Source organism: Frigoribacterium sp. CF331 (assembly GCF_057787905.1).
Genome location: NZ_CM173545.1, coordinates 2,811,204 through 2,835,410 on the forward strand (window position 1 = coordinate 2,811,204; position 24,207 = coordinate 2,835,410).

Annotated in this window: 19 protein-coding genes; 13 read left to right on the plus strand and 6 right to left on the minus strand. The window is 72.2% G+C overall.

Annotated elements, in window-relative coordinates; genetic code table 11:
- Positions 1 to 94 precede the first annotated feature (94 nt).
- Positions 95 to 1,897 carry a DUF8094 domain-containing protein gene (locus AC3CCI_RS13065; RefSeq protein ID WP_488627439.1) on the plus strand — a complete coding sequence of 601 codons (1,803 nt, stop codon included), beginning with the start codon at positions 95 to 97 and terminating at the stop codon, positions 1,895 to 1,897.
- A complete protein-coding gene (locus AC3CCI_RS13070) occupies positions 1,894 to 2,892 on the plus strand; it encodes a tetratricopeptide repeat protein (protein WP_488627440.1) in 999 nt (332 codons plus the stop codon). Before AC3CCI_RS13065 ends, AC3CCI_RS13070 begins: the two co-directional genes overlap by 4 nt.
- 81 nt (positions 2,893 to 2,973) lie before the next feature.
- Here AC3CCI_RS13070 and glgB read toward each other — a convergent pair whose 3' ends face one another.
- Positions 2,974 to 5,244: a 1,4-alpha-glucan branching protein GlgB gene (gene glgB / locus AC3CCI_RS13075; protein ID WP_354592970.1), complete on the minus strand. Its 2,271-nt coding sequence runs from the start codon at positions 5,242 to 5,244 to the stop codon at positions 2,974 to 2,976.
- A 10-nt stretch (positions 5,245 to 5,254) separates the two neighbouring features.
- On the minus strand, positions 5,255 to 7,255 hold the full coding sequence (locus AC3CCI_RS13080; RefSeq protein WP_488627441.1) for an alpha-1,4-glucan--maltose-1-phosphate maltosyltransferase: 2,001 nt from the start codon (positions 7,253 to 7,255) through the stop codon (positions 5,255 to 5,257).
- A 399-nt stretch (positions 7,256 to 7,654) separates the two neighbouring features.
- On the opposite strand from AC3CCI_RS13080, the gene AC3CCI_RS13085 reads away from it, so the two are divergent.
- The 5 genes from AC3CCI_RS13085 (at position 7,655) to AC3CCI_RS13105 (ending at position 11,412) form a co-directional block, all read left to right on the plus strand.
- A complete protein-coding gene (locus AC3CCI_RS13085; protein WP_488627442.1) occupies positions 7,655 to 8,233 on the plus strand; it encodes an alternate-type signal peptide domain-containing protein in 579 nt (192 codons plus the stop codon).
- A 164-nt stretch (positions 8,234 to 8,397) separates the two neighbouring features.
- Positions 8,398 to 9,000 (plus strand): TasA family protein, encoded by a 603-nt coding sequence (locus tag AC3CCI_RS13090; RefSeq protein ID WP_354592968.1) that lies wholly within the window; start codon positions 8,398 to 8,400, stop codon positions 8,998 to 9,000.
- Positions 8,997 to 9,902, plus strand: coding sequence for a hypothetical protein (locus AC3CCI_RS13095; protein WP_488627443.1), 906 nt, complete (start codon positions 8,997 to 8,999; stop codon positions 9,900 to 9,902). The genes AC3CCI_RS13090 and AC3CCI_RS13095 overlap by 4 nt, the downstream gene beginning before the upstream one ends.
- The gene (locus AC3CCI_RS13100; protein ID WP_488627444.1) at positions 9,893 to 10,837 is read left to right on the plus strand and encodes a hypothetical protein; all 945 of its coding nucleotides are present in this window, start codon (positions 9,893 to 9,895) and stop codon (positions 10,835 to 10,837) included. Before AC3CCI_RS13095 ends, AC3CCI_RS13100 begins: the two co-directional genes overlap by 10 nt.
- Complete coding sequence (locus AC3CCI_RS13105) at positions 10,834 to 11,412, plus strand: signal peptidase I (RefSeq protein WP_488627445.1); 579 nt, start codon at positions 10,834 to 10,836, stop codon at positions 11,410 to 11,412. The genes AC3CCI_RS13100 and AC3CCI_RS13105 overlap by 4 nt, the downstream gene beginning before the upstream one ends.
- A 34-nt stretch (positions 11,413 to 11,446) precedes the next feature.
- Here the strand turns inward: AC3CCI_RS13105 and AC3CCI_RS13110 are convergent, their stop codons facing one another.
- On the minus strand, positions 11,447 to 13,120 hold the full coding sequence (locus AC3CCI_RS13110) for an ABC transporter family substrate-binding protein (RefSeq protein WP_488627446.1): 1,674 nt from the start codon (positions 13,118 to 13,120) through the stop codon (positions 11,447 to 11,449).
- A gap of 219 nt (positions 13,121 to 13,339) precedes the next feature.
- Here AC3CCI_RS13110 and AC3CCI_RS13115 point away from each other — a divergent pair, with 219 nt between their 5' ends.
- From AC3CCI_RS13115 to AC3CCI_RS13125, 3 genes are read left to right on the plus strand one after another with little or no spacing between them, the layout of a single operon-like run.
- Positions 13,340 to 14,326, plus strand: coding sequence for an ABC transporter permease (locus AC3CCI_RS13115; RefSeq protein WP_488627447.1), 987 nt, complete (start codon positions 13,340 to 13,342; stop codon positions 14,324 to 14,326).
- Positions 14,327 to 14,335: 9 nt separating this feature from the next.
- Positions 14,336 to 15,478 (plus strand): ABC transporter permease, encoded by a 1,143-nt coding sequence (locus tag AC3CCI_RS13120; protein ID WP_354592962.1) that lies wholly within the window; start codon positions 14,336 to 14,338, stop codon positions 15,476 to 15,478.
- A complete protein-coding gene (locus AC3CCI_RS13125) occupies positions 15,475 to 17,592 on the plus strand; it encodes an ABC transporter ATP-binding protein (RefSeq protein WP_488627448.1) in 2,118 nt (705 codons plus the stop codon). Before AC3CCI_RS13120 ends, AC3CCI_RS13125 begins: the two co-directional genes overlap by 4 nt.
- A 99-nt stretch (positions 17,593 to 17,691) precedes the next feature.
- On the opposite strand, the gene AC3CCI_RS13130 is transcribed toward AC3CCI_RS13125, so the two are convergent.
- From AC3CCI_RS13130 to glgX, 3 genes are all read right to left on the minus strand, one after another.
- On the minus strand, positions 17,692 to 18,336 hold the full coding sequence (locus AC3CCI_RS13130) for a DUF1294 domain-containing protein (protein ID WP_488627449.1): 645 nt from the start codon (positions 18,334 to 18,336) through the stop codon (positions 17,692 to 17,694).
- Between the two features lie 137 nt (positions 18,337 to 18,473).
- Complete coding sequence (ybaK, locus tag AC3CCI_RS13135) at positions 18,474 to 18,977, minus strand: Cys-tRNA(Pro) deacylase (RefSeq protein WP_488627450.1); 504 nt, start codon at positions 18,975 to 18,977, stop codon at positions 18,474 to 18,476.
- The gene (glgX, locus tag AC3CCI_RS13140; protein WP_488627451.1) at positions 18,974 to 21,064 is read right to left on the minus strand and encodes a glycogen debranching protein GlgX; all 2,091 of its coding nucleotides are present in this window, start codon (positions 21,062 to 21,064) and stop codon (positions 18,974 to 18,976) included. The genes ybaK and glgX overlap by 4 nt, the downstream gene beginning before the upstream one ends.
- Before the next feature lie 89 nt (positions 21,065 to 21,153).
- Here glgX and AC3CCI_RS13145 point away from each other — a divergent pair, with 89 nt between their 5' ends.
- The 3 genes from AC3CCI_RS13145 to prfB all read left to right on the plus strand — a co-directional run bounded on the left by AC3CCI_RS13145 (position 21,154) and on the right by prfB (position 24,179).
- Positions 21,154 to 22,320, plus strand: coding sequence for a cysteine desulfurase family protein (locus tag AC3CCI_RS13145; protein ID WP_488627452.1), 1,167 nt, complete (start codon positions 21,154 to 21,156; stop codon positions 22,318 to 22,320).
- 59 nt (positions 22,321 to 22,379) lie between these two features.
- Entirely contained in the window at positions 22,380 to 22,982 is a 603-nt protein-coding gene (locus AC3CCI_RS13150) for a hypothetical protein (protein WP_488627453.1), read from the plus strand.
- Positions 22,983 to 23,069: 87 nt separating this feature from the next.
- Positions 23,070 to 24,179 (plus strand): peptide chain release factor 2, encoded by a 1,110-nt coding sequence (gene prfB / locus AC3CCI_RS13155; RefSeq protein WP_354592955.1) that lies wholly within the window; start codon positions 23,070 to 23,072, stop codon positions 24,177 to 24,179.
- Positions 24,180 to 24,207 lie beyond the last annotated feature (28 nt).

Genomic DNA, 24,207 nt, shown 5'->3' on the forward strand with positions numbered 1-24,207 from the left:
GCCCGGCCCCCTGGCCAGGCTCGTGCGAGGCCCGTCGTCGACCACGACGGTTCCTGGCGCCCCGACCGGGATGGTGGCTCGGAGGGAGAGAAACGTGCGTTTCATCGTGGCAGTCGTCGTCGTCGTCCTGGCGGCGGTGATGGTCGCGTTGGGCTTCGCCCAGCGCACCGTCTTCGCACCCCCGCCGAGCGTGTCGTCCCAGGTCGACACCTCCGACTCCGACGCGACCGTCACGGTCGTCCCGGCCTCGGCGCTGCACGGCCACGACGGGCGCCAGACGGTGTCGGTCTCGGGCGGCGACACGGCCTTCGCGGCCTACGGCCGCACGTCCGACGTGCTGGGCTGGGTCGGCGACGCCACGTACAACGAGGTCGGGTACGACCAGGCCACGGGCGGCCTCGTCAGCCGGACGGTCACGGGTGACAGCACCGACGTCCCCGACCCGACCGACTCCGACCTCTGGTTCGACCAGTTCTCGGGCTCCGACCTCACGTTCTCGCTCGACGCCCCCGACGACGTCTCCCTCGTCGTCGTCTCGGACGGCACGCAGCCCGCGCCTTCCGACATCCGCGTCACCTGGCCGCTCTCGACCGCGACGCCCCTCGCGGGCCCGCTGATCGTCGGCGGGCTCGTCGTGCTGCTGATCGGCATCGGACTCTACGTCTGGGCGATCCTCCACCACCGTCGCACCCGCGGTCCGCGTCGTCGGTCGGGCGACGGCAAGCGGCCCCGGCTGTCGCGTCGGGCGGGTCGCAAGGCCGTCAAGGCCCTCGACGCGCAGGGTTCCGAGACGATCGCACCCGTGCGGGGCCGCGCCCGCAGCATCCGACGCCTCGTCGCCGTCGCACCGATCGTGCTCGTGTCGTCCCTGGCCCTGTCGGCGTGCACGGCGGACTACTGGCCGCAGCAGGCGCCCGCCGCGGGCTCCGACTCGTCCACCCCGACCCCGACGCCCACGTCGACGGACGGCACGGGCAGCGGCGACCAGGGCACGGCCCTGCAACCGCCGGTCATCAGCGTGGCCCAGGCGAAGCGCATCGTCGAGCGCATCTCGGCGACGGCCACCGAGGCCGACGCCTCGCTGAACGGCGACCTCGCCGCCACCCGCTTCACGGGCCCCGCCCTCGAGCAGCGTCAGGCCAACTACGTGATCCGCTCGAAGGACGCGGCAGCCGCCGCGCCGCTGGCCATCCCGTCCGGCACCGTCACGCTGACGCTGCCGCAACAGGCCGACTCGTGGCCCCGGTCGGCGTTCGTCGTCGTCCAGGACGCCGACGCGAGCGTCGCGCCCGTCGCGTTGACCCTCGAGCAGGCCACGGCCCGTGACCCGTACAAGGTCGAGTACGCCGTCAGCCTGCAGACGCAGACCCCGCTCACCGTGGCGCCCGCCTCGATCGGCGCCGCGCGGCTGTCGCCCGACGTCAAGCTGCTCGCGCTGCAGCCCGACCAGCTCGCCGAGGCGTACGGCGACATCCTGCGCAACGGTGACGAGAGCCAGTACGCCGCGCAGTTCCAGGGCGACGGCGACACCCTGCGCGAGAAGATCGGCAAGGCCTACAAGGACGCCAAGCGGGCGGCCCTGCCCACCACCGCGTCGATCGACTACACCTCTCAGCCCGACGACGAGACGCCGGTCGCGTTCGCCACGAACGACGCCGGCGCGATCGTCTCGGTGGCCCTGAACGAGATCGAGACCGTCAAGCCGACGGCCACCGGTGCCAAGGTCAACCCCGAGGGCACGGTCAAGACCCTGCTCGGCCTCGACGAGTCCTCGAAGGGCATCGAGGCCACCTACGGCGTCGAGCTGCTGTTCTCCGTCCCGCCCGTGGGCAGCGACGACCCGATCGTCCTGCTCGGCTTCAGCCAGGCCCTCATCTCTGCCAAGGAGCTGCCATGACCAACCTCCCACCCGTCCCCGCCGGCCTCCGAGGCGCCGTCGACCTGTCGTCGCTCGTCAACCGCCCGCCGGCACCGGCCGCGCCCTCCGGCGCCCCAGCCGAGGCCTCGACCGCAGGAGGCGCGGGTGGCGTCCCGGCCCCGGCCGCCGGTCAGGTCGCGGTGCCGGGTCTCGTGCTCGACGCGACCGACGCCACCTTCACGCAGGTGCTCGAGATCAGCAACACCGTCCCGGTGATCGTCGACCTCTGGGCCGAGTGGTGCGGCCCGTGCAAGCAGCTCTCGCCGGTGCTCGACAAGCTGGTGGGCGAGTACGCCGGTCGCCTGCTGCTCGTCAAGGTCGACGTCGACGCCAACCCGCAGCTGACCCAGGCCTTCCAGGCGCAGTCGATCCCGGCGGTCGCCGCCGTGATCGGGGGCCGTCCCGTGCAGCTCTTCGTCGGCGCCTTGCCCGAGGCCCAGGTCCGCGACGTCTTCGAGCAGGTGCTCGAGCTCGCGGCCCAGAACGGCGTCACGGGCACCGCCGTCGTCGACGGCGCCCCGGTCGGCGAGGCCGACGACGTCGAGCCCGAGCCCGAGCCGTTGCCGCCGCACCACCAGGACGCCTACGACGCGATCGACCGGGGCGACTACGCCGCGGCGATCACCGCCTACAAGACGGCGATCGCCCAAGACCCGCGCGACCAGCTGGCTGTCGCCGGCCTCGCGCAGGTGTCGTTGCTCGAGCGCCTGCAGGGTGCCTCCCTCGCCGACGTGCGGGCGGCGGCCGCCTCGGCGCCGACCGACCTCGACGCCCAGCTCGACGTCGCCGACCTCGACCTCAGCGGCGGACACATCGACGACGCGTTCGACCGGGTGCTGACCGTCTTCCCGTCGCTCGACCCGCAGGGGCGCGACACGGCCAGGGCCCGCCTCCTCGAGTACTTCGAGATCGTCGGGGTGGACGACCCTCGGGTGGCGACCGCCCGGCGGCGGTTGGCGATGCTGCTGTACTGACCCGCGCCTCCTGACGACGACGGAACCCCCGCAGCCCGAGAGGGTGGCGGGGGTTCCGTCGTCGTGTGCCGCCGGAACGGCTCAGCGGCTCAGCTTGAGCCAGACGACGCCGAGCGGGGGCAGCTGCACGTCGGCCGCCGCGGGGCGACCCGCCCACGGCTCGTCGGTGGCGGTCACGCTGCCGAAGTTGCCCACGCCCGAACCGCCGTAGACCTCGGCGTCGGTGTTGAGGATCTCGTCCCACCGACCCGCCTCGGGCAGGCCGAAGCGCATGCGCACGGGCTGGCCCGAGAAGTTCGCCAGGACGGCGACCGAGTCACCCGAACCCGACTTGCGGAGGAACGCCACGACGCTGTGCTCGGCGGCGCCGCCCTCGATCCACTCGAACCCCTCGGTGTCGAAGTCGTGGGCCCAGAGCGCCGGTTCGTCGCGGTAGACCTCGTTGAGGCGTGCGACGAGGCCGTGCAGCCCCTGGTGCACGGGCTGGTCGAGGATCCACCAGTCGAGCCCCCGCTCTTCGCTCCACTCGCCGGGCTGACCGAACTCGCTGCCCATGAACAGCAGCTGTTTGCCGGGGTGTCCCCACATGTAGGCGAGATAGGCCCGCAGGTTCGCGAGCTTCTGCCACTGGTCGCCCGGCATCTTGTTCAGCAGCGATCCCTTGCCGTGCACGACCTCGTCGTGGCTGATCGGCAGCATGAAGTTCTCGCTGAACGCGTAGACGAACGAGAACGTGATCTCGCCGTGGTGGTACGCGCGGTAGAGCGGGTCCTTCTCGACGTAGTCGAGGGTGTCGTGCATCCAGCCCATGTTCCACTTCAGGCCGAAGCCGAGGCCGCCCTCGCTGGTCGGGCGGGTGACGCCGGGCCAGCTGGTGCTCTCCTCGGCGATCATGACGATGCCCGGGTGGCGCTTGTAGGCCGTCGCGTTGGCCTCCTGCAAGAAGCTGATCGCCTCGAGGTTCTCGCGTCCGCCGTGTTCGTTGGGCAGCCACTCGCCCTCGTTGCGGCTGTAGTCGAGGTAGAGCATCGAGGCGACGGCGTCGACGCGGAGCCCGTCGATGTGGAACTCCTCGAGCCAGTACAGGGCGTTAGCCACCAGGAAGTTGCGCACCTGCGAGTCGCCGAAGTTGAACACCAGCGTGCCCCAGTCGGGCTGTTCGCCGCGACGCGGGTCGGAGTGCTCGTAGACGGCGTGCCCGTCGAACTTCGCGAGGGCCCACTCGTCCTTCGGGAAGTGCCCGGGCACCCAGTCCATGATGACGCCGATGCCGGCCTGGTGGAGCCGGTCGATCAGGTACCTCAGGTCGTCGGGGCTGCCGAAACGGCTGGTGACGGCGTAGTAGCCGGTGACCTGGTAACCCCACGAGCCACCGAACGGGTGCTCGGCGAGCGGCATGAACTCGACGTGCGTGAACCCCAGCTCGCCGACGTACTCGATCAGCTGGTCGGCGAGCTCGCGGTAGCCGAGCCCGGGGCGCCACGAGCCGACGTGCAGCTCGTAGACGCTCATCGGTCCGGCGTGGACGTCGTTCTCGGCGCGGGAGGTCATCCAGGCCTCGTCGGACCAGGCGTGGGCGGCCTTCGTGACGACCGAGCCGGTGAGCGGCGGCACCTCGGAGGTGCGGGCCATCGGGTCGGCCCGCTCGACCCAGACGTCGTCGGAGGTGAGGATCTCGTACTTGTAGATGCCGTCGGTGACGCCGGGCACGAAGATCTCCCACACGCCGTTGCCGTCGAGGCGGCGCAGGGCGTGCCGTTCGCCGTTCCAGCCGTTGAGGTCGCCCTTCACGCGGACGGCCCGGGCGTGCGGCGCCCAGACGGCGAACGACGTGCCGGTGACGCCCTCGTGCTCGCGCACGTGGCTGCCGAGCATCTTCCAGAGCTGCTCGTGGCGGCCCTCGCCGAAGAGGTAGAGGTCGAACTCGGTGACGGTGGGCGCGAAGCGGTAGGGGTCGTCGGAGACCCACGCCGCGCCTCCCTGGTAGGTCGCCTCGACCGTGTACGCGTCGAGGGGCTCGCTCGTGACGCCCTGCCAGAGGCCGTGCGCCACGTGCTCGAGGGCGAACGACGCCCCGGAGGCGCCGGTCACCGTGACCGTGTCGGCCAACGGTCGGACGACGCGGACGGCGGTCCGACCGCCACGGCGGTGCGCGCCGAGGACGGCGTGCGGGTGGCCGTGCGTGCCGATCGCGGCGGCGAGGACCTCGTCGTCGCCCAGGGCGAAGGTCGTGTCGGGTCCGGTCGGGGCCGCGGACTCGACCGTCGGGGTCGTGTCGGGCTCGACGGTCGAGGTCGTGTCGGGCTCGACCGCCGGGGTCGTGTCGGGCTCGGTCGGGGGAGTGGTGGTCATCGGGTCGCTCCTACGGGGCTCGGTTGAGGTCGACGGAGAGGATGTGCACCGGTTCGACGAACGCGTCCAGGCGGACGTAGTTGTCGTCGCCCCAGGTCCACGACTGACCGGTGACGAGGTCGCGCACGGTGTAGGTGCCACCGGGCTGCAGGCCGAACTTCGTGACGTCGAGGTGGACGGTGGTCTCGCGCGCCGAGTGCGGGTCGACGTTGGCGACGACGATGATGCCGTCGGCGCGTCCGCTGCGGGTGTGGGCCCTCGACAGGTACTTCGAGAAGACGAGGATGGACTCGTCGTCGCTCGAGTGGATCTCGAGGTTGCGCAGCTGGCGCAGGGCCGGGTGGGAGGCGCGGATGCGGTTGAGCTGCGTCAGGTACGGCGCCAGCGACGCCCCGGCCTCTTCGGCGGCGGCCCAGTCGCGGGGCTTGTACTCGTACTTCTCGTTGTCGATGTTCTCTTCGCTGCCGGGCCGGGCGACGTCCTCGAAGAGCTCGTACCCCGAGTAGACGCCCCAGGTCGGCGAGGCCGTCGCGGCGATGGCGGCGCGGATCTTGTAGGCCGCCGGACCGCCGAACTGGAGGTAGGGCGTGAGGATGTCGTGGGTGTTGACGAAGAGGTTCGGGCGCAGCCAGGCGCTCGTCTCCTTCGACAGCTCGTGGAGGTACTCCTCGAGCTCCCACTTCTCGTTGCGCCAGGTGAAGTACGTGTACGACTGGTGGAACCCGACCTGGGCGAGCGCCTGCATCATGGCCGGCTTGGTGAACGCCTCCGAGAGGAAGACCACCTCGGGGTTCGTCCGGCGGATCTCGTGCAGCAGCCACTCCCAGAAGCGCACGGGCTTCGTGTGGGGGTTGTCCACGCGGAAGATCGTCACGCCGAGCTCGATCCAGTGCCGCACGATGCGCAGCACCTCGCGGCTGACGCCCTCGTAGTCGTTGTCGAAGTTCAGGGGGTAGATGTCCTGGTACTTCTTCGGGGGGTTCTCGGCGTAGGCGATGGTGCCGTCGGGCAGCGTCGTGAACCACTCGGGGTGCTCGGTGACCCAGGGGTGGTCGGGCGAGCACTGCAGGGCCAGGTCGAGGGCGAGCTCGAGGCCGGCGTTCTTGGCGGCGTCGACGAACCACCGGAAGTCGGCGACCGTGCCGAGGTCGGGGTGGACGGCGTCGTGCCCGCCGTCGGGCGAGCCGATGGCGTACGGCGACCCGGGGTCTTCTGGCCCGGCGGTCAACGTGTTGTTCGGCCCCTTGCGGAACGTCGTGCCGATGGGGTGCACCGGCGGGATGTACACGACGTCGAAGCCCATGCGGGCGATCGAGGGCAGGCGGCGGGCGGCGGTGCGGAACGTGCCGCTCTTCCACGAGCCGTCGGGCTGCTTGCGGGCACCCTCGCTGCGCGGGAAGAACTCGTACCAGCTGCCGAGGCCGGCGCGGCTGCGCTCGACGCGCAGGGCTTCGGGGGCGCTGCGCGTGACCAGGCTGGCGAGGGGAGTCACCTGCAGGACCGCGGCGAGGCGTGGGTCGGTGGCGACCCGGAGGCGCGCGGCGGGGGAGAGGGCGACGTTCGCGAGTGCCTTGGCCGCGTCGCGGATGAGGGTCGTGTCGGGGTGGTCGGGCACGGCGTCGGTCAGCAGGCGGCTGCCGATCGCGAACGTGACCTCGACGTCGAGGCCGGCGGGCACCTTGATCTCGGCGGCGTGCAACCACGTGGCCCAGTCGTCGGTGTAGGCCTCGACCTGCCAGGTCCAGTCGCCCTCGGCCTCGAGTTGGACCTGGGCGGTCCACCGGTCGGTGCCGGGGATGCCCGCGACCATGCGGTGCCGGGACTCGACCCCCTCGGGATCGGTCGTGACGAGGTCCGCTCCGATCAGGTCGTGACCCTCGCGGAAGACGGTCGCCCCGAAGGTGACCACCTCGCCGGAGAAGGCCTTCGTCGGGAACGCGCGGTCGGGGGTCGTCGGGGTGAGTCCCGTGATGGGGATCCGCCCGACTCTGGGTTCGTATGCTGTCGCCACGCTGTCGACCGTACCCGGTCTGGCCCGGCCGGTGCCGGGCCGGGTCGTCCCCGGGCGGTCGGCGACCGAACGGGCTGCCCGACGGCCGGATCGGGGTACGGGGCGGCGTCCCCCCTGTCACCGACAGACACCCTCGTCCGTTTTGTCCCCCCAACTGGGTGCATGCGGATGCATCAAAATTCTGTCCGCACTTCGGGGGACCGCGTAGTGTCGATCGTGTCGTCGCGGCCTGCCCGCCCGTCGGACCCGAACCCGGCGAGAGCCCGGCGCCCGACGACACCGATCGGCTGCCCGACCCGGAGCCGACAGCCCCGCAGCGCCGTGCACACCCGACGTCGACCCGACCGACGGTGCACGGCGGTGCTCGAGCGCGCCCCGGCGCGCGGAACAGGATCGACCATGAACAAGCTCGTCACGGGTGCCGTCGCCGGTGCCGCCGGCATCGCCCTCCTCCTCGGCGGTGCGGGCACCTTCGCCCTCTGGAACGCCAGCACCGAGGTGAACGCCGCGAGCGTGGCCTCGGGCACCCTCTCGCTCACCCCGTCGTCGACCGGCAGCTGGACGGACGTCACGAACGGCCGCAACGCGGCCCTCACGACCGCCCAGGTGGCGGCCTACAAGGTGGTCCCCGGCAGCAAGCTGCAGTTCACGCAGCCGATCACCATCGCCGCGTCGGGCACCGACCTGCGCGCCGACCTCACCTACGACGCGACGTCGGTCACCGGCAGCCTCAAGCCGTACGTGACGAACGCGCTCACCGTCTCGACCGCCGCCGGCAGCTCGACGCTCCCCTCTGGCGTGACCGCGGGCAGCACCCCCGGCAGCTACGTCGTCGCCCCCGTCGCGGCCGGCAGCACCTCGGCCGTCGTCACGTTCGTCGTCGAGCTGCCCTCGACCGTCACCGACGCCGCCAGCCAGGGCGGCACCCTCGACCTGAGCAAGCTGACCTTCACGCTGAAGCAGCGCGCCATCGCGTAGCGGCTGCGGGCCGCCCGTCGGCCCCGCACCCCGCTCCACCGATCGGCGACCGGACCGCACCCGACGCGGTCCGGTCGCCACCTCCTCGTCCGGGCCGGTCGGCCGCCGGGCAGGACCACCGCACGACCGACCGCCAGCACGACCGACCACCAGGGGGTGAGCCGATGTCGAGACCGTCACCCAGGGGACGCGCGCGTCACCGCTCGGCCGAGCGCGCCTCCTCGCCTCGCCGTCCGCTGCGGTCGCTCTGGGCCTGGACGGCGGTCGTGGCCGGGGCCGTCGCCGTCGCCCTCGTGGCGACCGGGGGCACCTACGCGCTCTGGAACGGTTCGGTGGCTCCCACGTCCGTCACGATCGCCTCGGGCACGGCCGGTCTGTCCGTCGGCGACGTCAAGGCCCTCGACACGACCGTGCTCGGCCCCGGCGGGTCGACCGCCGGCACGTTCACCGCGACCAACACGGGGTCGGTGGCCCTCGCGATGCGGGTCGCCGCCGGCACCACCACCGCCTCGACGTCGTCGCTCGTCGGCGAACTGACGGTGCGGCTCGCGGCCGTGGCGAAGGCGGCGGACTGCACCACCGGCGTCGGCGGCTACTCGGCCCGCCCCTCGGCCTTCGACACCGGCAGCGGCTACTTCACGTTGCCGGCGGGGATCACCGTCACGGGGTGCGTGGTCGTCACCCTCGACTCGGACGCCCCCGCGGCCCTGCAGAACCAGACCTCGTCGATCGGGCTCGTCCTGTCGGGCACGCAGGTGGCGCCGTGACGGGCCGTCGGGTGCGCGCCTCGGCCCGTCGGCTGACGGCCGCCGTCGTCGTCGGCGTGGTCGTGGGCGTCGTCCTGGCCTCCGGAGGCGCGGCCGCGGCGCTCTGGACGGCGTCCGCGACCCTCACCGAGCAGGTCAGGACCGGCGCCGTCTCCCTCTCGGCCGGGACGGTGGACGGCCTGCAGGCCGACTACGCCGGCTCGACGAGGTCGCTGACCGCACCGTGGACCTTCACGAACTCGGGCACGGTCGCGGCCACCTACTCGACCAGCGGCGTCCTCAGCTCGGGCAGCTCGACCGAGCTCGCCCGGTCGATCGCGCTCGTGGCCTGGCCCGTGACCGCCGCCTCGGCCTGCACCGCCTCGGCCTCCGTGGGTCCCGACCGCGTCGAGGGCACCTGGGCCGCCGTGCCGAACCTCACCGGGACGCTCGCGAGCGGGGCGTCCGTCGTCTGGTGCCTGCGGACCTCCATCGCGACGTCCTCGCCGACCGGACGGATCAACCCGACGCTCACGGTCTCGCTCGCCGCCGGGTCGTGGACGGCGAGTCCGCTGGACCGCCGCATCGTGCAGAACAACACGATCGCCCCGGTCCAGACCGCGGTCTGCCGACCGGACGGCGAGGCCTACGCCTGGCTCGACTTCGACCCGTCGTCGCGCGAGACCGCGACCCGCTACGCGACCTACGTCGGCAGCACCCGCGTCTCGAACACCGAGCAGACGGGCGACTACCCGCACTTCGCCTTCACCCGCGACAACCTGCCGAAGGACCCCTTCGGCGACGGCACGATCAGCGTCGACATCCGCGTCGTGGTCGACGGCCAGCCGACCGACCTGATGGCCGTCGGCAGGCTCGCCGTGGTCTACGACCAGTACGGCACGAGGAACATCCAGTGTCCGTGACGCGTGGTCGGGCGGCCGTCGCCACGGTCGCCGTCGTGGCCCTCGTCACGGCGGTCGGCGGTGCCCTGGCGTCCTCGGCGTCCGGGGCCACGGCGGTCGCCCCGGACGCACCCCGCCTGATGGTGAGCGACGACGGTCGGCACTGGCAGGGTCGGCTCGACTCCGCCCTGTTCGGCGACGACCTGCTGCTCGTGCCGGGAGCCGACACGACCGGCACCTTCTGGGTGAAGAACGTCTCGACCGGGCCGGCGACGCTCGCCGCCCGGCTCGTCGACGTCACCACCTCGTCGGCCGCGTTCGCCGAGCGGGTCACGGTCAGCTCGCACTCCGACCTCGACCTCGGCGACCTGCCACCCGTCACGCTGGCCGACGACGGGTGCACCCTCGTCCTGGCCCCGCTCCGGCTCGCCGCCGGGCAGGAGGCACCGGTCACCGTGTCGGTCGCACTCGACGAGTCGGCGGGGGCCGGCACGGGCGGTCAGACGCTCGACTTCGGCGTCCTCGTCACCCTCACCGGTCTCGCCGGGGGCGCCCGGCCCGCGGGCTGCTCGGCGGCCGGGACCGCGGACCCCGGCGACGACGCGAGCGCAGGAGGCGCGGGGGGCGACCGCGTCTCGAGCGCGACCGTCGAGGCGGTGGCGGGCCGCGCCTCCTCGGCTGACGAGGCCGACGGGGCGGCGACCTCCGTCGACGGCGCGCGTCGATCGGGCGGCGCGGTCGGGTCGGGCGAGCCCGCCGACGCTGACGTCGGCCCTCGCGACGGCACGGACCTGCCCGTGCACGCCCTCGGGGTGCCGGACGACTTCGTGCCCCGACCCCTGCGGGGCAGCTGGCTGCCGCTGCTGATCGCGGCGATCGCCGTGCTGTCGGGCGCCTTCGTGGCGGTCGGGCGACGTCGGGCGGGCGTCGACCACGACGCGGGGGAGCAGCCGTGACCGGCCGACGGGCCGCCGTGCGGCCGCGGGGCCTGCGGCACGCCCTCGGCCTCGGTCTCAGCGCGGGTCTGCTCGCCATGGTGCTCGGGCTCGCGGTGGTGCTGATCGTCGTGCCGAAGGTCGCCGGGGCCACGCCGCTCACCGTGCTGACCGGTTCGATGGAGCCGCGGCTGCCCCCGGGCACCCTGATCGTCGTGAAGCCGACGCCGGTCGACGAGATCCGCATCGGAGACGTCGTGACCTACCAGATCGAGAGCGGACGGCCCGAAGTGGTCAGCCACCGGGTGACCGAGATCGTGTCGTCCTCGGACGGCGGGACGGCGTTCGTCACGAAGGGCGACGCGAACTCCGAACCCGACGCCGCCCTCGTGCTGCCCGAGCAGGTGCGGGGCACCCTGTGGTACTCCGTGCCCTGGCTCGGCTTCGTCAACCAGGTCGTGAACGGCGACGCCCGGTCGTGGATCGTGCCGCTGCTGGCGGTGGCGTTGCTCGGCTACGCGGGCTACGCCCTGGCGACCGGGATGCTCGAGGCGCACCGCCGTCGGACGCGGAGGGCCCGCCCGGCCCCCCGCTGAGCGGGAGGCCGGACGGGCCCCGGGGTGGTGCGGTCTACTTCGTGAAGCCGACGATCGTCCAGTCGACGTCGCTCGCCCCGGCGCGGGCGCCGTAGTTCGCGAGCTTCGGGCTCTGGAACGAGATGAACGGTGCCTGGATGATCGGCATCGAGTGCCCGATCTCCCAGATCTTCTCGTCGGCCTGGTTGTAGAGGTCGGCGGCCTTCTCGGGGTCGCCCTCGGCGACGGCCTGGTCGAGCAGGTCGTCGATCTCGGGGCTCGAGACGCGGCCGTAGTTCTGGCCCTGCTCGTCCGAGTTGTAGATGCTGACGCTGGACGCCTGGTAGCCGGTGCCCTGCCAGACGAAGATCGTCATGTCGTAGTTGCCGGGCGTGACGTTGTCCTCGAAGAAGGCGTCGACGGCCACCGCGTTGATCGTCAGCGTGATGCCGACGGCGGCGAGCTGGCTCTGCATGACCTCGGACAGCTGCTGCGAGATCGGCGTGCCCGAGGGGATGGTGACGGCGATCTCGAGCTTCTCGCCGTCCTTCTCGAGCACGTCGCCGTTCAGCTCCCACCCGTCGTCGGCGAGGATCTTCTTGGCCTCGTCGACGTCGTAGTCGCCGGTCTCCTTCGCGTTGTCCTGGTAGGCGCCGTCGGTGCTGAGGAAGAGGTGGTTGTTCAGCGTGGTCAGCTCGTAGGGCAGCGTGCCCGTGATGACCTTCCCGAGGGCCTCGCGGTCGACCGCGTGCTGGATCGCCTGGCGGATCTTCTCGTCGGCCAGGATGCCCTTGGTGCTGAAGTCGACGTGGGTGTACCGGGCGGACGGTGCCGCCCGGATGTCGGTGTCCTTGGCGTCCTTCAGGCGGTCGTACCGCTCGGACGAGTTGCCGGTGACGTAGTCGATCTCGCCGTTCAGGTAGGCGTCGACGTCGGCGTCGCTGTCGAGGGCGCGGAAGACGATCGAGTCGAGCTTGGGGGCGTCGCCCCACCACATCTCGTTCGGGACGATGGTGACCGTCTGGGCCGTCGTGTCGATCTTGTCGACCTTGTACGGCCCGGCGGACGCGGGCAGCGCGTCGACGTAGGCCGTGTTGAACGCGTTCGGGTCGTTGTAGAGGCTCGCCGGGTAGAGCGGGGCGAACATGCTCTTCCAGTCCGAGAACGGCTCGGAGTAGGTCACGACGACCTGCTTGTCGCTCGAGCCCGCCTCGACCGAGGCCATGCGGTCGGGGCCGAGCGTGCTGCCGACCTGGTAGGCCGGGTTCGAGCCGTCGAGGGCGGTCTTCCAGGCCTGGAAGTCGGCGACCGTGATCGGGGTGCCGTCGTTCCACACCGCGTCGGGGTTGATGTCGTAGGTCACGACGAGCGGGTCGTCGCTCGTCGCCTCGGCGCTCGTGACGAGGTCCTCGTCGATCTGGGGCACGCCCTTCTCGTCGATGCGGAAGGGCTGCGGTAGCACGGCGCTCTCGACGAGGGACGCGTCGCCGAGGGCGCCGTCGAGCTGTGCGTAGTTCCACTGCGAGGGCAGCTGGCTGAGCGGCAGCGTCAGCGTGCCGCCCTGCTGGACGTCGGCCGCCGCGGTGGCGTTGATGTCGCCGTCGGGGGACAGCTGGCCGTTCTTCGCGGCACCGTCGCCGTCGTTCCCCCCGCCACCGCTGCACGCCGTGACGACGAGGGCGATGCTGACGAGGCCGGCCGCGAGGCCGGCCTTCTTCGTGATCTTCATGGCACTCCGAACCGAATCGTGGTGAAAAATGCTGATCAGAATCGCAGGACATCGTGTCGCGGCTCGTGATGGCACGAGGCGCGACGCGTCGCGACATCTGACAGCGTGTGCACAAATGTACGGACGCCCTGAATCCACGCAAACTTTCATGTGAATTCGTTACATGCTCGAAACCTGGCCAGCTGGTCGGGGCTCGGGGTACGTCTAGTGTGAACTGCCATGGCTCGTTTCCTCGCCCGCCGGCTGGTGTACTACGTCGCCCTGGTCTTCATCGCGACGTCGCTCACCTACTTCCTCGCCTCGGCGACCCTCAACCCGCGCTCCGTCTACGCCGACCGCAACCCGCGTCCGTCGTCCGAGGTCGTCGACGCGAAGCTCAGCTCGATCGGGGTCAACGACAAGGACCCGCTCGGCGAGCGGTACGTCCACTGGCTCGGCGGTGCCGTCACGGGCGACCTCGGCCAGACGATCCAGGACAAGCCGGTCACGCAGGAGTTCGGGCCGCGGCTGGGGGTCAGCCTGCGCCTCCTGCTGGTCGGGTCGGTGCTCGGCATCGTGCTGGCCGTCGTCGTCGGGACGTGGAACGCGATCAGGCAGTACGCGTTCTCGGACCGGGTCTCGTCGGTGCTCGCGTTCGTCCTGATCTCGACGCCGGTGTTCCTCACGGCGGTGCTGCTGAAGATCGGAGCGACGAAGCTCAACGACGTGCTCGGCTACCAGGTGATCACCTTCACCGGCGAGGCGACGCCCAACCTGACGGGCGGCTTCGGCACGATCGCCTGGGACCGCATCGCCCACCTGCTGCTGCCGACCATCTCGATCGGCATCGGGCTCGTCGCGGTCTACAGCCGCTACCAGAGGGCCACGATGCTCGACGTGCTGCAGGCCGACTACATCCGCACCGCCCGGGCCAAGGGGCTGCGCCGTAGGCCGGCCATCTTCAAGCACGGGTTGCGGACCGCCCTCATCCCGATGACGACGCTGTTCGCCTTCGCGTTCCTCGGGGTGCTGACCGGGGCAACGTTCACCGAGAAGATCTTCGCCTGGAACGGCCTCGGCGCCTGGTTCATCGACGCCGTCCAGACCAACGACATCAACATCGTCGTCGCGTACACCCTCTACAGCGCCATCGTCGTGCTGCTCGCCGGCTTCGTGTCGGACGTGCTGAACGCGGTGCTCGACCCGCGCGTCCGAGCGCAGAAGTAGGGCCGCCCCATGACCCGGTTCACACCCGACCTGCTCGAGGGGCCGTCCGACGCCGTCGCGCCCGAGTCGCGCGAGGAGGCGGTGGCGACGACGCCGAACCGCCTCGTGCTGACCTTCCGCCGCCTGTTCGCCAACCGCGGCGCCACCGTCGGCCTCGTGGTGATCGTGCTGCTGTTCGTGTTCGCCTTCGTCGGTCCGCTCGTGTCCCCGTACGCCTACAACTACATCGACTACACGGCCCTGTCGTCCCCGCCGAGCGGTGCCCACTGGTTCGGCACGAACAACATCGGCCAGGACGTCTTCGCCCAGACCGCCAGGGGCCTGCAGAAGTCGTTGCTGATCGGCCTGCTCGTCGCCCTGTTCTCGACCGTCATCGCCGGCATGCTCGGCGCGATGGCCGGCTACTTCGGCGGCTGGGTCGACCGGGCCGTCATGGTCTTCGTCGACCTGCTGCTCGTGCTGCCGTCGTTCTTGATCATCGCGATCCTCTCGCCGCGCCTGAAGCAGTACGGCTGGCTCATCCTCGTCGCCCTGCTCGCGCTGTTCGGCTGGATGATCACGGCCCGCGTCGTGCGCTCGTTGACCCTCAGCATCAAGGAGCGGGAGTTCATCCGGGCGGCGCGCTACATGGGCATCGGCCACTTCACGATCATCGTGCGGCACATCCTGCCGAACGTCGCCTCGTTCCTCGTCATCGACGCCACGATCGCGATCGGCGCCGCCGTGCTGACCGAGTCGGGGCTGTCGTACTTCGGGTTCGGCGTGCAACCGCCCGACGTGTCGCTCGGCACGCTCATCGCCCAGAACCAGAGCGCGGCCACGACCAAGCCCTGGTTGTTCTTCTTCGCGGCCGGCGCCCTCATCGTCTTCGCCCTCGCGAGCAACCTCCTCGGCGACGGTCTGCGCGACGCGCTCGACCCGACCTCGACGGCCGGTCGCACCGGCCGGCGCCGCCGCACGCGCGGCCGGACGGCCGAGAGCTCGGGAGGCGCGGCGCCCCTCGGTCGGACCGGCGGCGTCTCCGAGGCTGCGAGCCCCGCCCCCGGGGCCGACGTCGGCTCACCGGCGCCGACCCGCACCTCCCCGGCGTCCGACGCCCGCCCGACGTCCGCCCCGCCCCGCACGAACGACGAGAAGGGGGAGCGCGCATGACGCTCACCGAACCGGTCGACCGCACCCGCGCCTCCTCGGCTCCGGTGCTCGAGGTGCGCGACCTGACCGTGACCTTCCCGACCCCCGACGGCGACGTGCGTGCCGTGCGCGGCGTCGACCTGACCCTGCGTCGCGGCGAGGTGCTCGGCATCGTGGGCGAGTCGGGCTCGGGCAAGTCGGTCACGAGCCTGGCCGTGCTCGGCCTGCTGCCCTCCACCGCCAAGGTCACGGGGTCGATCAGGCTCGACGGCGACGAGCTGCTCGGTCGCGGTGACAAGGCGATGTCGGCCATCCGCGGCAAGCGCATCGCGATGGTCTTCCAGGACCCCCTGTCGGCCTTCACGCCGGTGTACACGGTCGGCCAGCAGATCGCCGAGACGGTGCTCATCCACCGGGGCGGCTCGAAGGCGCAGGCCCGCGACCGGGCCATCGAGCTGCTGGGCCTCGTCGGCATCCCCGAGCCCGAGCGCCGGGTCGACTCGTTCCCGCACGAGTTCTCGGGCGGCATGCGGCAGCGGGCGATGATCGCCATGGCGATCGCCAACGACCCCGACGTCATCCTGGCGGACGAGCCGACCACGGCCCTCGACGTCACGATCCAGGCCCAGGTCATCTCGGTGCTGCGGACGGCCCAGCGCGAGACCGGGGCCGCCCTGGTCTTCGTCAGTCACGACCTCGGCGTCATCGCCGGCTTCGCCGACCGCATCGCCGTGATGTACGCAGGGCGCGTCGTCGAGACCGCCACCGCGGACGACCTGTTCGCCCACCCCCGCATGCCCTACACGGTCGGCCTGATCGGGGCGTTGCCCCGGCTCGACCAGCGCTCGGACCAGCCGCTCGTGCCGATCCCGGGCACGCCGCCGTCGCTGCTGTCGCTCGCTCCCGGCTGCCCGTTCGCGGCGCGTTGCCCGCTGGTGACCGCCGAGTGCCGGGTCGACGAGCCGGCCCTCGTCCAGGCCCCCGCGGTCGAGCCGGGCCACCGCGCCGCGTGCCTGCACGCCGACCGGCTCGTCGGCGAGGGCACCGACCCGGAGGACGTCTACGACCTGCCACCCGCCCCGACCTCGGCCCTGGCCGCGGTGCCCCGAGCTTCTCGAGACCGCGTGCTGCACGTCGACGGACTGGTCAAGACCTTCCCCCTGACCAAGGGCTCGGTGTTCAAGCGCCGGGTCGGCAGCGTCTGGGCCGTCGACGGCGTCGACCTCGACGTGCGCGAGGGCGAGACGCTCGGGCTCGTGGGCGAGTCGGGATCGGGCAAGAGCACGACCCTGCACGAGATCATGGACCTGCGGGTGCCCGAGGCCGGCACGATCGAACTGCTCGGCACGGCGCTCGACCGCAAGCTCGACGGGTCGACGGTCAAGCGGTTGCGCGGCGCCGTCTCGATGGTCTTCCAGGACCCCATGGCGAGCCTCGACCCCCGGCAGCCGGTCAGCGACATCATCGCCGAACCGCTGCTGGCGATCGGGCGACCCCGCGACGAGGTGTCGCGCCGCGTGCCCGAGCTGATGCGGCTCGTCGGCCTCGAGGCGGCCGCCGCGACCCGGTACCCTCACGAGTTCTCGGGCGGGCAGCGGCAGCGCATCTCGATCGCCCGGGCGCTGGCCGCCGACCCGAAGCTGATCGTGCTCGACGAACCGGTGTCGGCGCTCGACGTGTCGATCCAGGCCGGCGTGCTCAACCTGCTCGCCGAGCTCAAGGCGGAGCTCGGCCTGTCGTACCTGTTCGTGTCGCACGACCTCTCGGTCATCCGGCACGTCGCCGACCGGGTCACGGTGATGTACCTCGGCCGCACGGTCGAGACGGGCCCGGTCGACGAGGTGTTCGAGCACCCGCTGCATCCCTACACGCAGGCGCTGCTCTCGGCGGTGCCGGTGCCCGACCCGGCCAAGGAGCGCGCCCGCGAGCACATCGTGCTGCCGGGCGACCCGCCGACGCCGACCGTGAAGCAGACGGGCTGCCGGTTCCGCAGCCGGTGCCCGTTGTACGCGATGCTGCCCGAGGCCCAGCGCTCCCGGTGCGAGGACGAGGTGCCGACCATGCTGCCGCACGGCCGCGACGGCGCCGACCACACGGCCGCCTGCCACTTCGCCCGCGAGAAGCAGCTGGTCTGAGCGGCCGGTGGCCGGAACCCCCGGGACTCGCCGAGACCCTCCCGCGCGCACGAGGGTCTCGGCGAGAACCCGGGGTCTCGCGGCGCCGGGACTCCGAGGTCAACGGGCGAGGGCGAGGGCGGCGGCGACGACGAGCACGTCGACGGCCACCGTGGCCCAGAAGGCGACCTGGAACGGCCGCTTGCTCGTCTTGTGGCGCAGCAGGTGCTGCGCGACGAGGGCACCGGGCCAGCCGCCGACCAGTCCGAGCAGCAGCAGGACGCGTTCCGGCACGCGGCGTCGTCCGTGACGTGCGGCGGACTTGTCGACGGCGTAGACCAGGGCCGTCGCGGCGCTGAGCGCGAGGGCCCCGCCGATCAGCCAGGGCAGGGCGTCGCCGACGACCGTCGCCCGGGCACCGGTCGTGGCGGGTGTGCCCACGGCGACCGCGACCGCCACGACGAGCACGAGACCCACGACGAGGGCGACCCGACCGCTCCGGGTCGGGCGCGGTGCCCGGGCCCGCGGTGCCGACCACCGGCCCCCGACGGGCGCGACGCGGACCGCCGCCGGGCCTCGGTCACCGTGCCGGTCGACCTCGTACGAATACGCGTCGCCCACGCGCGGCCGGGCCGATCCGCGGCTGAACGCCGTGATGTGCACGAACGCGCGGCCGCGCCCCGAGGCCGGTGTGAGGAACCCGAACCCGCGGTCGTCGTCCCACGAGGTGAGCGTGCCCTCGATCCGGGCCGGACTGCCGGACATGCGCCCGACCCTAGCCCGCTCTCGTCCGTTTCCCCTGCCGCCACGATGTGGACACCGCACCACGCAGAGACGTGGCGCGGTGTCCACTTCGTGGCGGCACGGGCTCCGACGACTGACGTCGGGAGGCGCGGTGCCCGTCAGTCGCGGCGGATCGCCCCGTAGCTGCCGCCGGTGGCGCGCACGAGGTCGTCGGGGGCGATCTCGATGTCGAACCCGCGCCTCCCACCGCTGACGAAGATCGACGGGAAGGAGGCGGCGCTCGCGTCGACCACGGTCGTCGCGGCGGTCTTCTGGCCGAGCGGGCTGATGCCGCCGACGACGTAGCCCGTGCGGCGTTCGACCAGGGCGGGGTCGGCGAGCGAGGCCTTCTTCGCCCCGACGGCCGCGGCCAGGGCCTTGAGGTCGAGTCGACCCGAGACGGGGACGACGCCCACGACGAGGGCGCCGTCGGCGTCGGCCACGAGGGTCTTGAACACGCGTTCTTCCGACAGGCCGAGCTCGGCGGCCGCCTCTTCTCCGAAGTTCGTCGCCGTGTCGTGGTGCTCGTAGGTGTGCGGGGTGAAGGGGATGCCGGCCGCGGTGAGCGCGACGGTGGCCGGCGTCGACGGGCCGCGCGCGCCTCCTGCGGTGGGTTTCGTCACGCGCCGGCCTCGTCCGCCCCGCCGGTGGCCGCGGCCTCGTCGGTCGTGTCGGCGTCGAGGGTCACGGCACGGAACAGCACGACGGTGGGCCCCGAGACGAGCAGCTCGTCGCCGGGGGCCGTCTCGTGGGGCAGGCTGCGGTCGTCGCTCGACCACAGGGCGTCGTACGACGTGACGCCCTCGTGCCGGGGCAGCGTCACCGTGACGGTCGTCTCGGCACCGTGCACCACGACGAGCACGGTGTTCGGCGCCTCGTGCTCGGGCGTCGAGACGGCCAGGTACTGGAGGGTGCGGACGCCCGGGTCGTTCCACTCGTCGGGCCGCATCTCGCGGCCCGAGGCCGAGTGCCACGTCATCTCGTTGGCGCTCAGCGTGCAGGCGCCGTCGACGCCGAAGCGCGACGGGCGCAGCGCGGGGTTCTCGGCGCGCAGCCGGGCGAGCGTCGCGACGTCGTCGTGCAGGTCGCGGTGCCAGGGTTCGTCGGTCCAGTCGACCCAGGTGAGCTCGCTGTCGGTGCAGTAGGCGTTGTTGTTGCCGTGCTGGGTGCGCCCGCGTTCGTCGCCGGCCGTCAGCATCGGGATGCCGGCCGAGACGAACAGGGTGGCGAGGAGGTTGCGCATCGAGCGGCGTCGGGCGTCCGAGATCCACGGGTTGACGCTGTCGCCCTCGACGCCGTGGTTGAACGAGCGGTTGTCGTCGGTGCCGTCGCGGTTGCCCTCGCCGTTGCTGAGGTTGTGCTTGCCGTCGTACGAGACGAGGTCGAGCAGCGTGAACCCGTCGTGCGCGGTCACGAAGTTGACGCCCGACAGCGGTCCGCGCTCGTGCGCGTAGACGTTGCTCGACCCGCTGAGCTTCGACGCGAAGCTGCCGAGCCCCGACGGGGGAGTGCCCTGCGACCGCGCGGCGGCGATGTCGGTGAGCCAGAAGTCGCGGGCCCGGTTGCGGAACCGGTCGTTCCACTCGATCCAGCCCTCGGGGAAGGCGCCGGTCTGCCAGCCGCCGAGACCGACGTCCCACGGTTCGGCGATCATCTTCACGCCCTCGAGGGCCGGGTCGGTGACGATCGCCGAGAGCAGCGGGTGCTCGGGGTCGAAGACGTGGTCGGCGCCGCGCCCGAGGGTGGCCGCCAGGTCGAACCGGAACCCGTCGATCTGCACCTCGTTCGCCCAGTAGCGCAGCGAGTCGAGCACGAGCCGCGACGCGGCGGGCGTGCTGGTGTCGAGCGAGTTGCCGCACCCGGTCACGTCGACGGGCCGGCCCTCGGCGTCGTGGCGGTAGTAGGCCGCCCCGTCGAGACCGCGGAGGCTCGTCACCGGGCCGCCGACCTCGCCCTCTTCGGCGGTGTGGTTGTAGACGACGTCGAGGTAGACCTCGATGCCGGCCTCGTGCAGCAGGCGGACCATGCCCTTGAACTCGCGCACGATCGCCGACGCCCCGGCGAGCTGGGCGTCGCGGCTCGCGTAGGCGGCGTGCGGCGCGAAGTAGTTCAGGGTGTTGTAGCCCCAGTAGTTCTCGATGCCCTGCGCGACGAGGCGCTGCTCGTCGACGTGCTGGTGCACCGGCAGCAGCTGGACGGCCGTGACGCCGAGCCCCTTGAGGTAGGCGATGGTCGACTCGGCGGCGAGGCCCGCGTAGCTGCCCCGCAGCTCTTCGGGGACGAACGGTGCCAGCCGGGTGAGGCCCCTGACGTGGGCCTCGTAGACCACGACCCGGTCGAGCGGGGTGCGCGGCTTCTCGACCCCGCCCCAGTCGAACGCCTCGTCGACGACCGCCGAGCGCCAGGTGCCGCGACCGGTGCGGCCGAGCCCCCGCGAGTACGGGTCGAGCAGCTCGAGCGACGGGTCGAACGCGGTGCCCGGGCCTGACGGGCCGTCGGCCCGGAGCCAGTACCGGCGGCCGGGGGTGAGCGCCCCGTCGCTGGCGCTCCAGACGTCGTGCTCGTCGCGCACCATCGGCACGACGCGGTCGTGGGGCGCGTCGTCGATCACCAGGTCGACCCTCGTCGCGGCCGACGACCAGACCCGCAGCGTCGGCCCGTCGGGGCCGGTGCGGACGCCGAGGTCGCGCAGGGGGTCGAGGTCGGTCACGGCACTTACAGTAGAGGAGGCGCGTGTCGGCCCCGAAATCACCTGACGTCACCGGCGCACCCGCCCCACCCCAGCCTGAGGACCCTTCCATGAGCGTCTACCTCGACCACGCGGCCACCACCCCGATGCACCCGGCGGCCATCGCCGCCTACGCCGAGGCGCTCGGCACCGTCGGCAACCCGTCGTCGATCCACTCGGCCGGGCAGAACGCCAAGCGGGTCCTCGAAGAGGCACGCGAACGCGTCGCCGCGACCCTCGGCTGCGACCCCATCGAGGTCGTCTTCACCTCGGGCGGCACTGAGGCGGTCAACCTCGCGATCAAGGGACTCTGGTGGGCGAGGCAGTCCGACCGACCGCGCCCGCGCCTCCTCGTCCCGGCCGGCGAGCACCACGCGACCGTCGACACCGTCGAGTGGCTCGAACGGTACGAGGGCGCCGTCGTCACCTGGCTGCCGCTCGACGAGCGGGGCCGCCTGCGCGTCGACGCGCTCGCCGCGGCCCTCGACGAGCACGACGACGTCGCCCTCGTCAGCCTGCTCTGGGCCAACAACGAGGTCGGCACCCTGCAGCCGGTCGACGAGGTCGTCGCGCTCGCCGCGGCCCACGGCGTGCCCGTGCACTCCGACGCCGTGGCGGCGTACGGCCAGGTGCCGATCGACTTCGCGTCGTCCGGGCTCGCGGCGCTCAGCGTCAGCGCGCACAAGATCGGCGGGCCCATCGGCATCGGAGCCCTCGTGCTGTCGCGGTCGGCGACGGTCGTGCCCCTCATCCACGGCGGCGGGCAGCAGCGGCAGGTGCGCTCGGGCACGCAGGACGCCCCGGCCGCCGTGGCCTTCGCCGTCGCGGCCGAGCAACCGCACCCTCGCTACGAACCGCTGCGCGACCGGCTGGTCGCCGGCGTGCTGGCGTCGGTGCCCGGGGCGGTGCTGCGGGGCGACCCCGTCGACCGGCTGCCGGGCAACGCCCACTTCACCTTCGAGGGCTGCGAGGGCGACTCCTTGCTGTTCTTGCTCGACGCCGCCGGGGTCAGCGTGTCGACGGGGTCGGCGTGTCAGGCGGGCATCCCCGAACCGTCGCACGTGCTGCTCGGCATGGGGCTGTCGCCCGAGGCGGCCCGCGGCGCGCTGCGCATGACCGTCGGACACACCTCGACCGAGGCCGACGTCGACGCCCTGCTGGCCGCGCTGCCCGACGCCGTCGCCCGAGCCGGCCGGGCCGGCTACGCCGACCGCGCGCCCGCCCTCGGCGCCCGCTGACGCCCGGCTCGCCCACGAGCGCTCGACGCCCACCCGCGACGGGCGGGCACACTGTGACCATGCAGCTCTACTCGTCGTCGCCCGCCGTCCGTGCCCGCCAGGTGACCGGCGACGTGGTGGCGATCGCCCTCGTCGTCGCCTTCGTCGTGCTCGGGGTGGGCATCGCGGGCTTCGTCGGCACGTTCGCCGAGCTCGGCCGGCGACTCGAGGAGGCGGGGGCCGGCTTCCAAGGGACGATGCAGGACGCGTCGCGCGCCCTGGCCGGGGTGCCCCTGCTCGGCGACGCCGCCAGCGCGCCCTTCGACGGAGCGAGCGGTGCCGGGCAGTCCCTGGCCGACGCCGGACGCCAGCAGCAAGAGGGAGTGGCCCGCGCCGCGCTGGTCGCCGGCCTCGTCGTGGCCGGGGTGCCGAGCCTCGTGGTGCTGTGGGTCTGGCTGCGCGGGCGGATCGCGTTCGTGCGTCGCGCCTCCTCGACGCGGTCGCTGCTCGCCCTGCCGGGCGGCGACGACCTGCTCGCGTTGCGGGCCCTCACCGGCCGCGACCCGAAGGCGGCGCTCGCCGTGTCGCCCGACCCCGTCGCGGCGTGGCGCACGGGTGAGCCCGACGTCGTGCGGCGCCTCGCCGACGTGGCCCTGCGCGAAGCGGGCGTCGCCCGTCGGTGAGCGTCGGCCGACCGGCGCCGGGCGGGGCGCCCGCGCCCGACCCGCCCCGCACGTCGCCCCCACCCGCGCCGGGTAAGCTCGGGCACCATGATCGCACTGGATTTCTCTGAGCAGATTGCCGCCCTCCGGGCCACGTTCGAAGACATCCGTGCGGTGATCGGGCAAGAGCGGCTCGTGGCCGAGATCGCCGAGCTGAGCGAGCAGGCCTCGGCACCCGACCTGTGGGACGACACCGAGAACGCGCAGAAGGTCACCAGCGCCCTGAGCCACCGGCAGTCCGAGCTCGAGAAGCTCGAGACGACCGAGCAGCGGCTCGACGACCTCGAGGTGCTCGTCGAGATGGCCAACGACGGCGACGACCAAGAGAGCGCCGACGAGGCCCAGGCCGAGCTGAAGGCGCTGCAGAAGATGATGGACACCCTCGAGGTGCAGACGCTGCTCGACGGCGAGTACGACCCGCGTCCCGCCGTCATCACGATCCGCGCCGGGGCCGGTGGGGTCGACGCCGCCGACTTCGCCGAGATGCTGCTGCGCATGTACCTGCGTTACGCCGAGAAGCACGGCATGTCCGCGACGGTGATGGACACCAGCTACGCCGAGGAGGCGGGCATCAAGAGCGCCACCTTCGAGATCGACGCGCCCTACGCGTTCGGCACCCTGAGCGTCGAGGCCGGCACGCACCGCCTGGTGCGCATGAGCCCGTTCGGTGCCGCCGGCAAGCGTCAGACCAGCTTCGCGGCGGTCGAGGTCATCCCGCTGATGGAAGAGACCGAGTCGATCGACATCCCCGAGAACGACATCCGGGTCGACGTGTTCCGCTCGTCGGGCCCCGGCGGTCAGAGCGTCAACACGACCGACTCGGCCGTCCGCCTCACGCACATCCCGACCGGCACCGTCGTGTCGATGCAGAACGAGAAGAGCCAGATCCAGAACCGCGCCGCCGCCATGCGCGTGCTGCAGTCGCGCCTGCTGCTGCTGCAGAAAGAGGCCGAGAACGCGAAGAAGAAAGAGCTCGCGGGCAACATCACGGCCAGCTGGGGCGACCAGATCCGCAGCTACGTGCTGGCGCCGTACCAGATGGTGAAAGACCTCCGCAGCGAGCACGAGGTGAACAACCCCTCGAACGTCTTCGACGGCGATCTGGACGGCTTCATCTCGGCCGGCATCCGCTGGCGCAAGCGCGACGACCAGGACTAGCACCGCAGCGAGTCGTTGCGCCGATCGT

What these genes read in the sequence shown, in the direction of transcription:
- AC3CCI_RS13070 (WP_488627440.1), top strand. Translation starts at nt 1,894, where the DNA reads ATGACCAACCTCCCACCCGTCCCCGCCGGCCTCCGAGGCGCCGTCGAC.
- glgB (WP_354592970.1), bottom strand. Translation starts at nt 5,244, where the DNA reads ATGACCACCACTCCCCCGACCGAGCCCGACACGACCCCGGCGGTCGAG.
- AC3CCI_RS13085 (WP_488627442.1), top strand. Translation starts at nt 7,655, where the DNA reads ATGAACAAGCTCGTCACGGGTGCCGTCGCCGGTGCCGCCGGCATCGCC.
- AC3CCI_RS13090 (WP_354592968.1), top strand. Translation starts at nt 8,398, where the DNA reads ATGTCGAGACCGTCACCCAGGGGACGCGCGCGTCACCGCTCGGCCGAG.
- AC3CCI_RS13110 (WP_488627446.1), bottom strand. Translation starts at nt 13,120, where the DNA reads ATGAAGATCACGAAGAAGGCCGGCCTCGCGGCCGGCCTCGTCAGCATC.
- AC3CCI_RS13115 (WP_488627447.1), top strand. Translation starts at nt 13,340, where the DNA reads ATGGCTCGTTTCCTCGCCCGCCGGCTGGTGTACTACGTCGCCCTGGTC.
- AC3CCI_RS13120 (WP_354592962.1), top strand. Translation starts at nt 14,336, where the DNA reads ATGACCCGGTTCACACCCGACCTGCTCGAGGGGCCGTCCGACGCCGTC.
- AC3CCI_RS13125 (WP_488627448.1), top strand. Translation starts at nt 15,475, where the DNA reads ATGACGCTCACCGAACCGGTCGACCGCACCCGCGCCTCCTCGGCTCCG.
- AC3CCI_RS13130 (WP_488627449.1), bottom strand. Translation starts at nt 18,336, where the DNA reads ATGTCCGGCAGTCCGGCCCGGATCGAGGGCACGCTCACCTCGTGGGAC.
- AC3CCI_RS13145 (WP_488627452.1), top strand. Translation starts at nt 21,154, where the DNA reads ATGAGCGTCTACCTCGACCACGCGGCCACCACCCCGATGCACCCGGCG.
- AC3CCI_RS13150 (WP_488627453.1), top strand. Translation starts at nt 22,380, where the DNA reads ATGCAGCTCTACTCGTCGTCGCCCGCCGTCCGTGCCCGCCAGGTGACC.
- prfB (WP_354592955.1), top strand. Translation starts at nt 23,070, where the DNA reads ATGATCGCACTGGATTTCTCTGAGCAGATTGCCGCCCTCCGGGCCACG.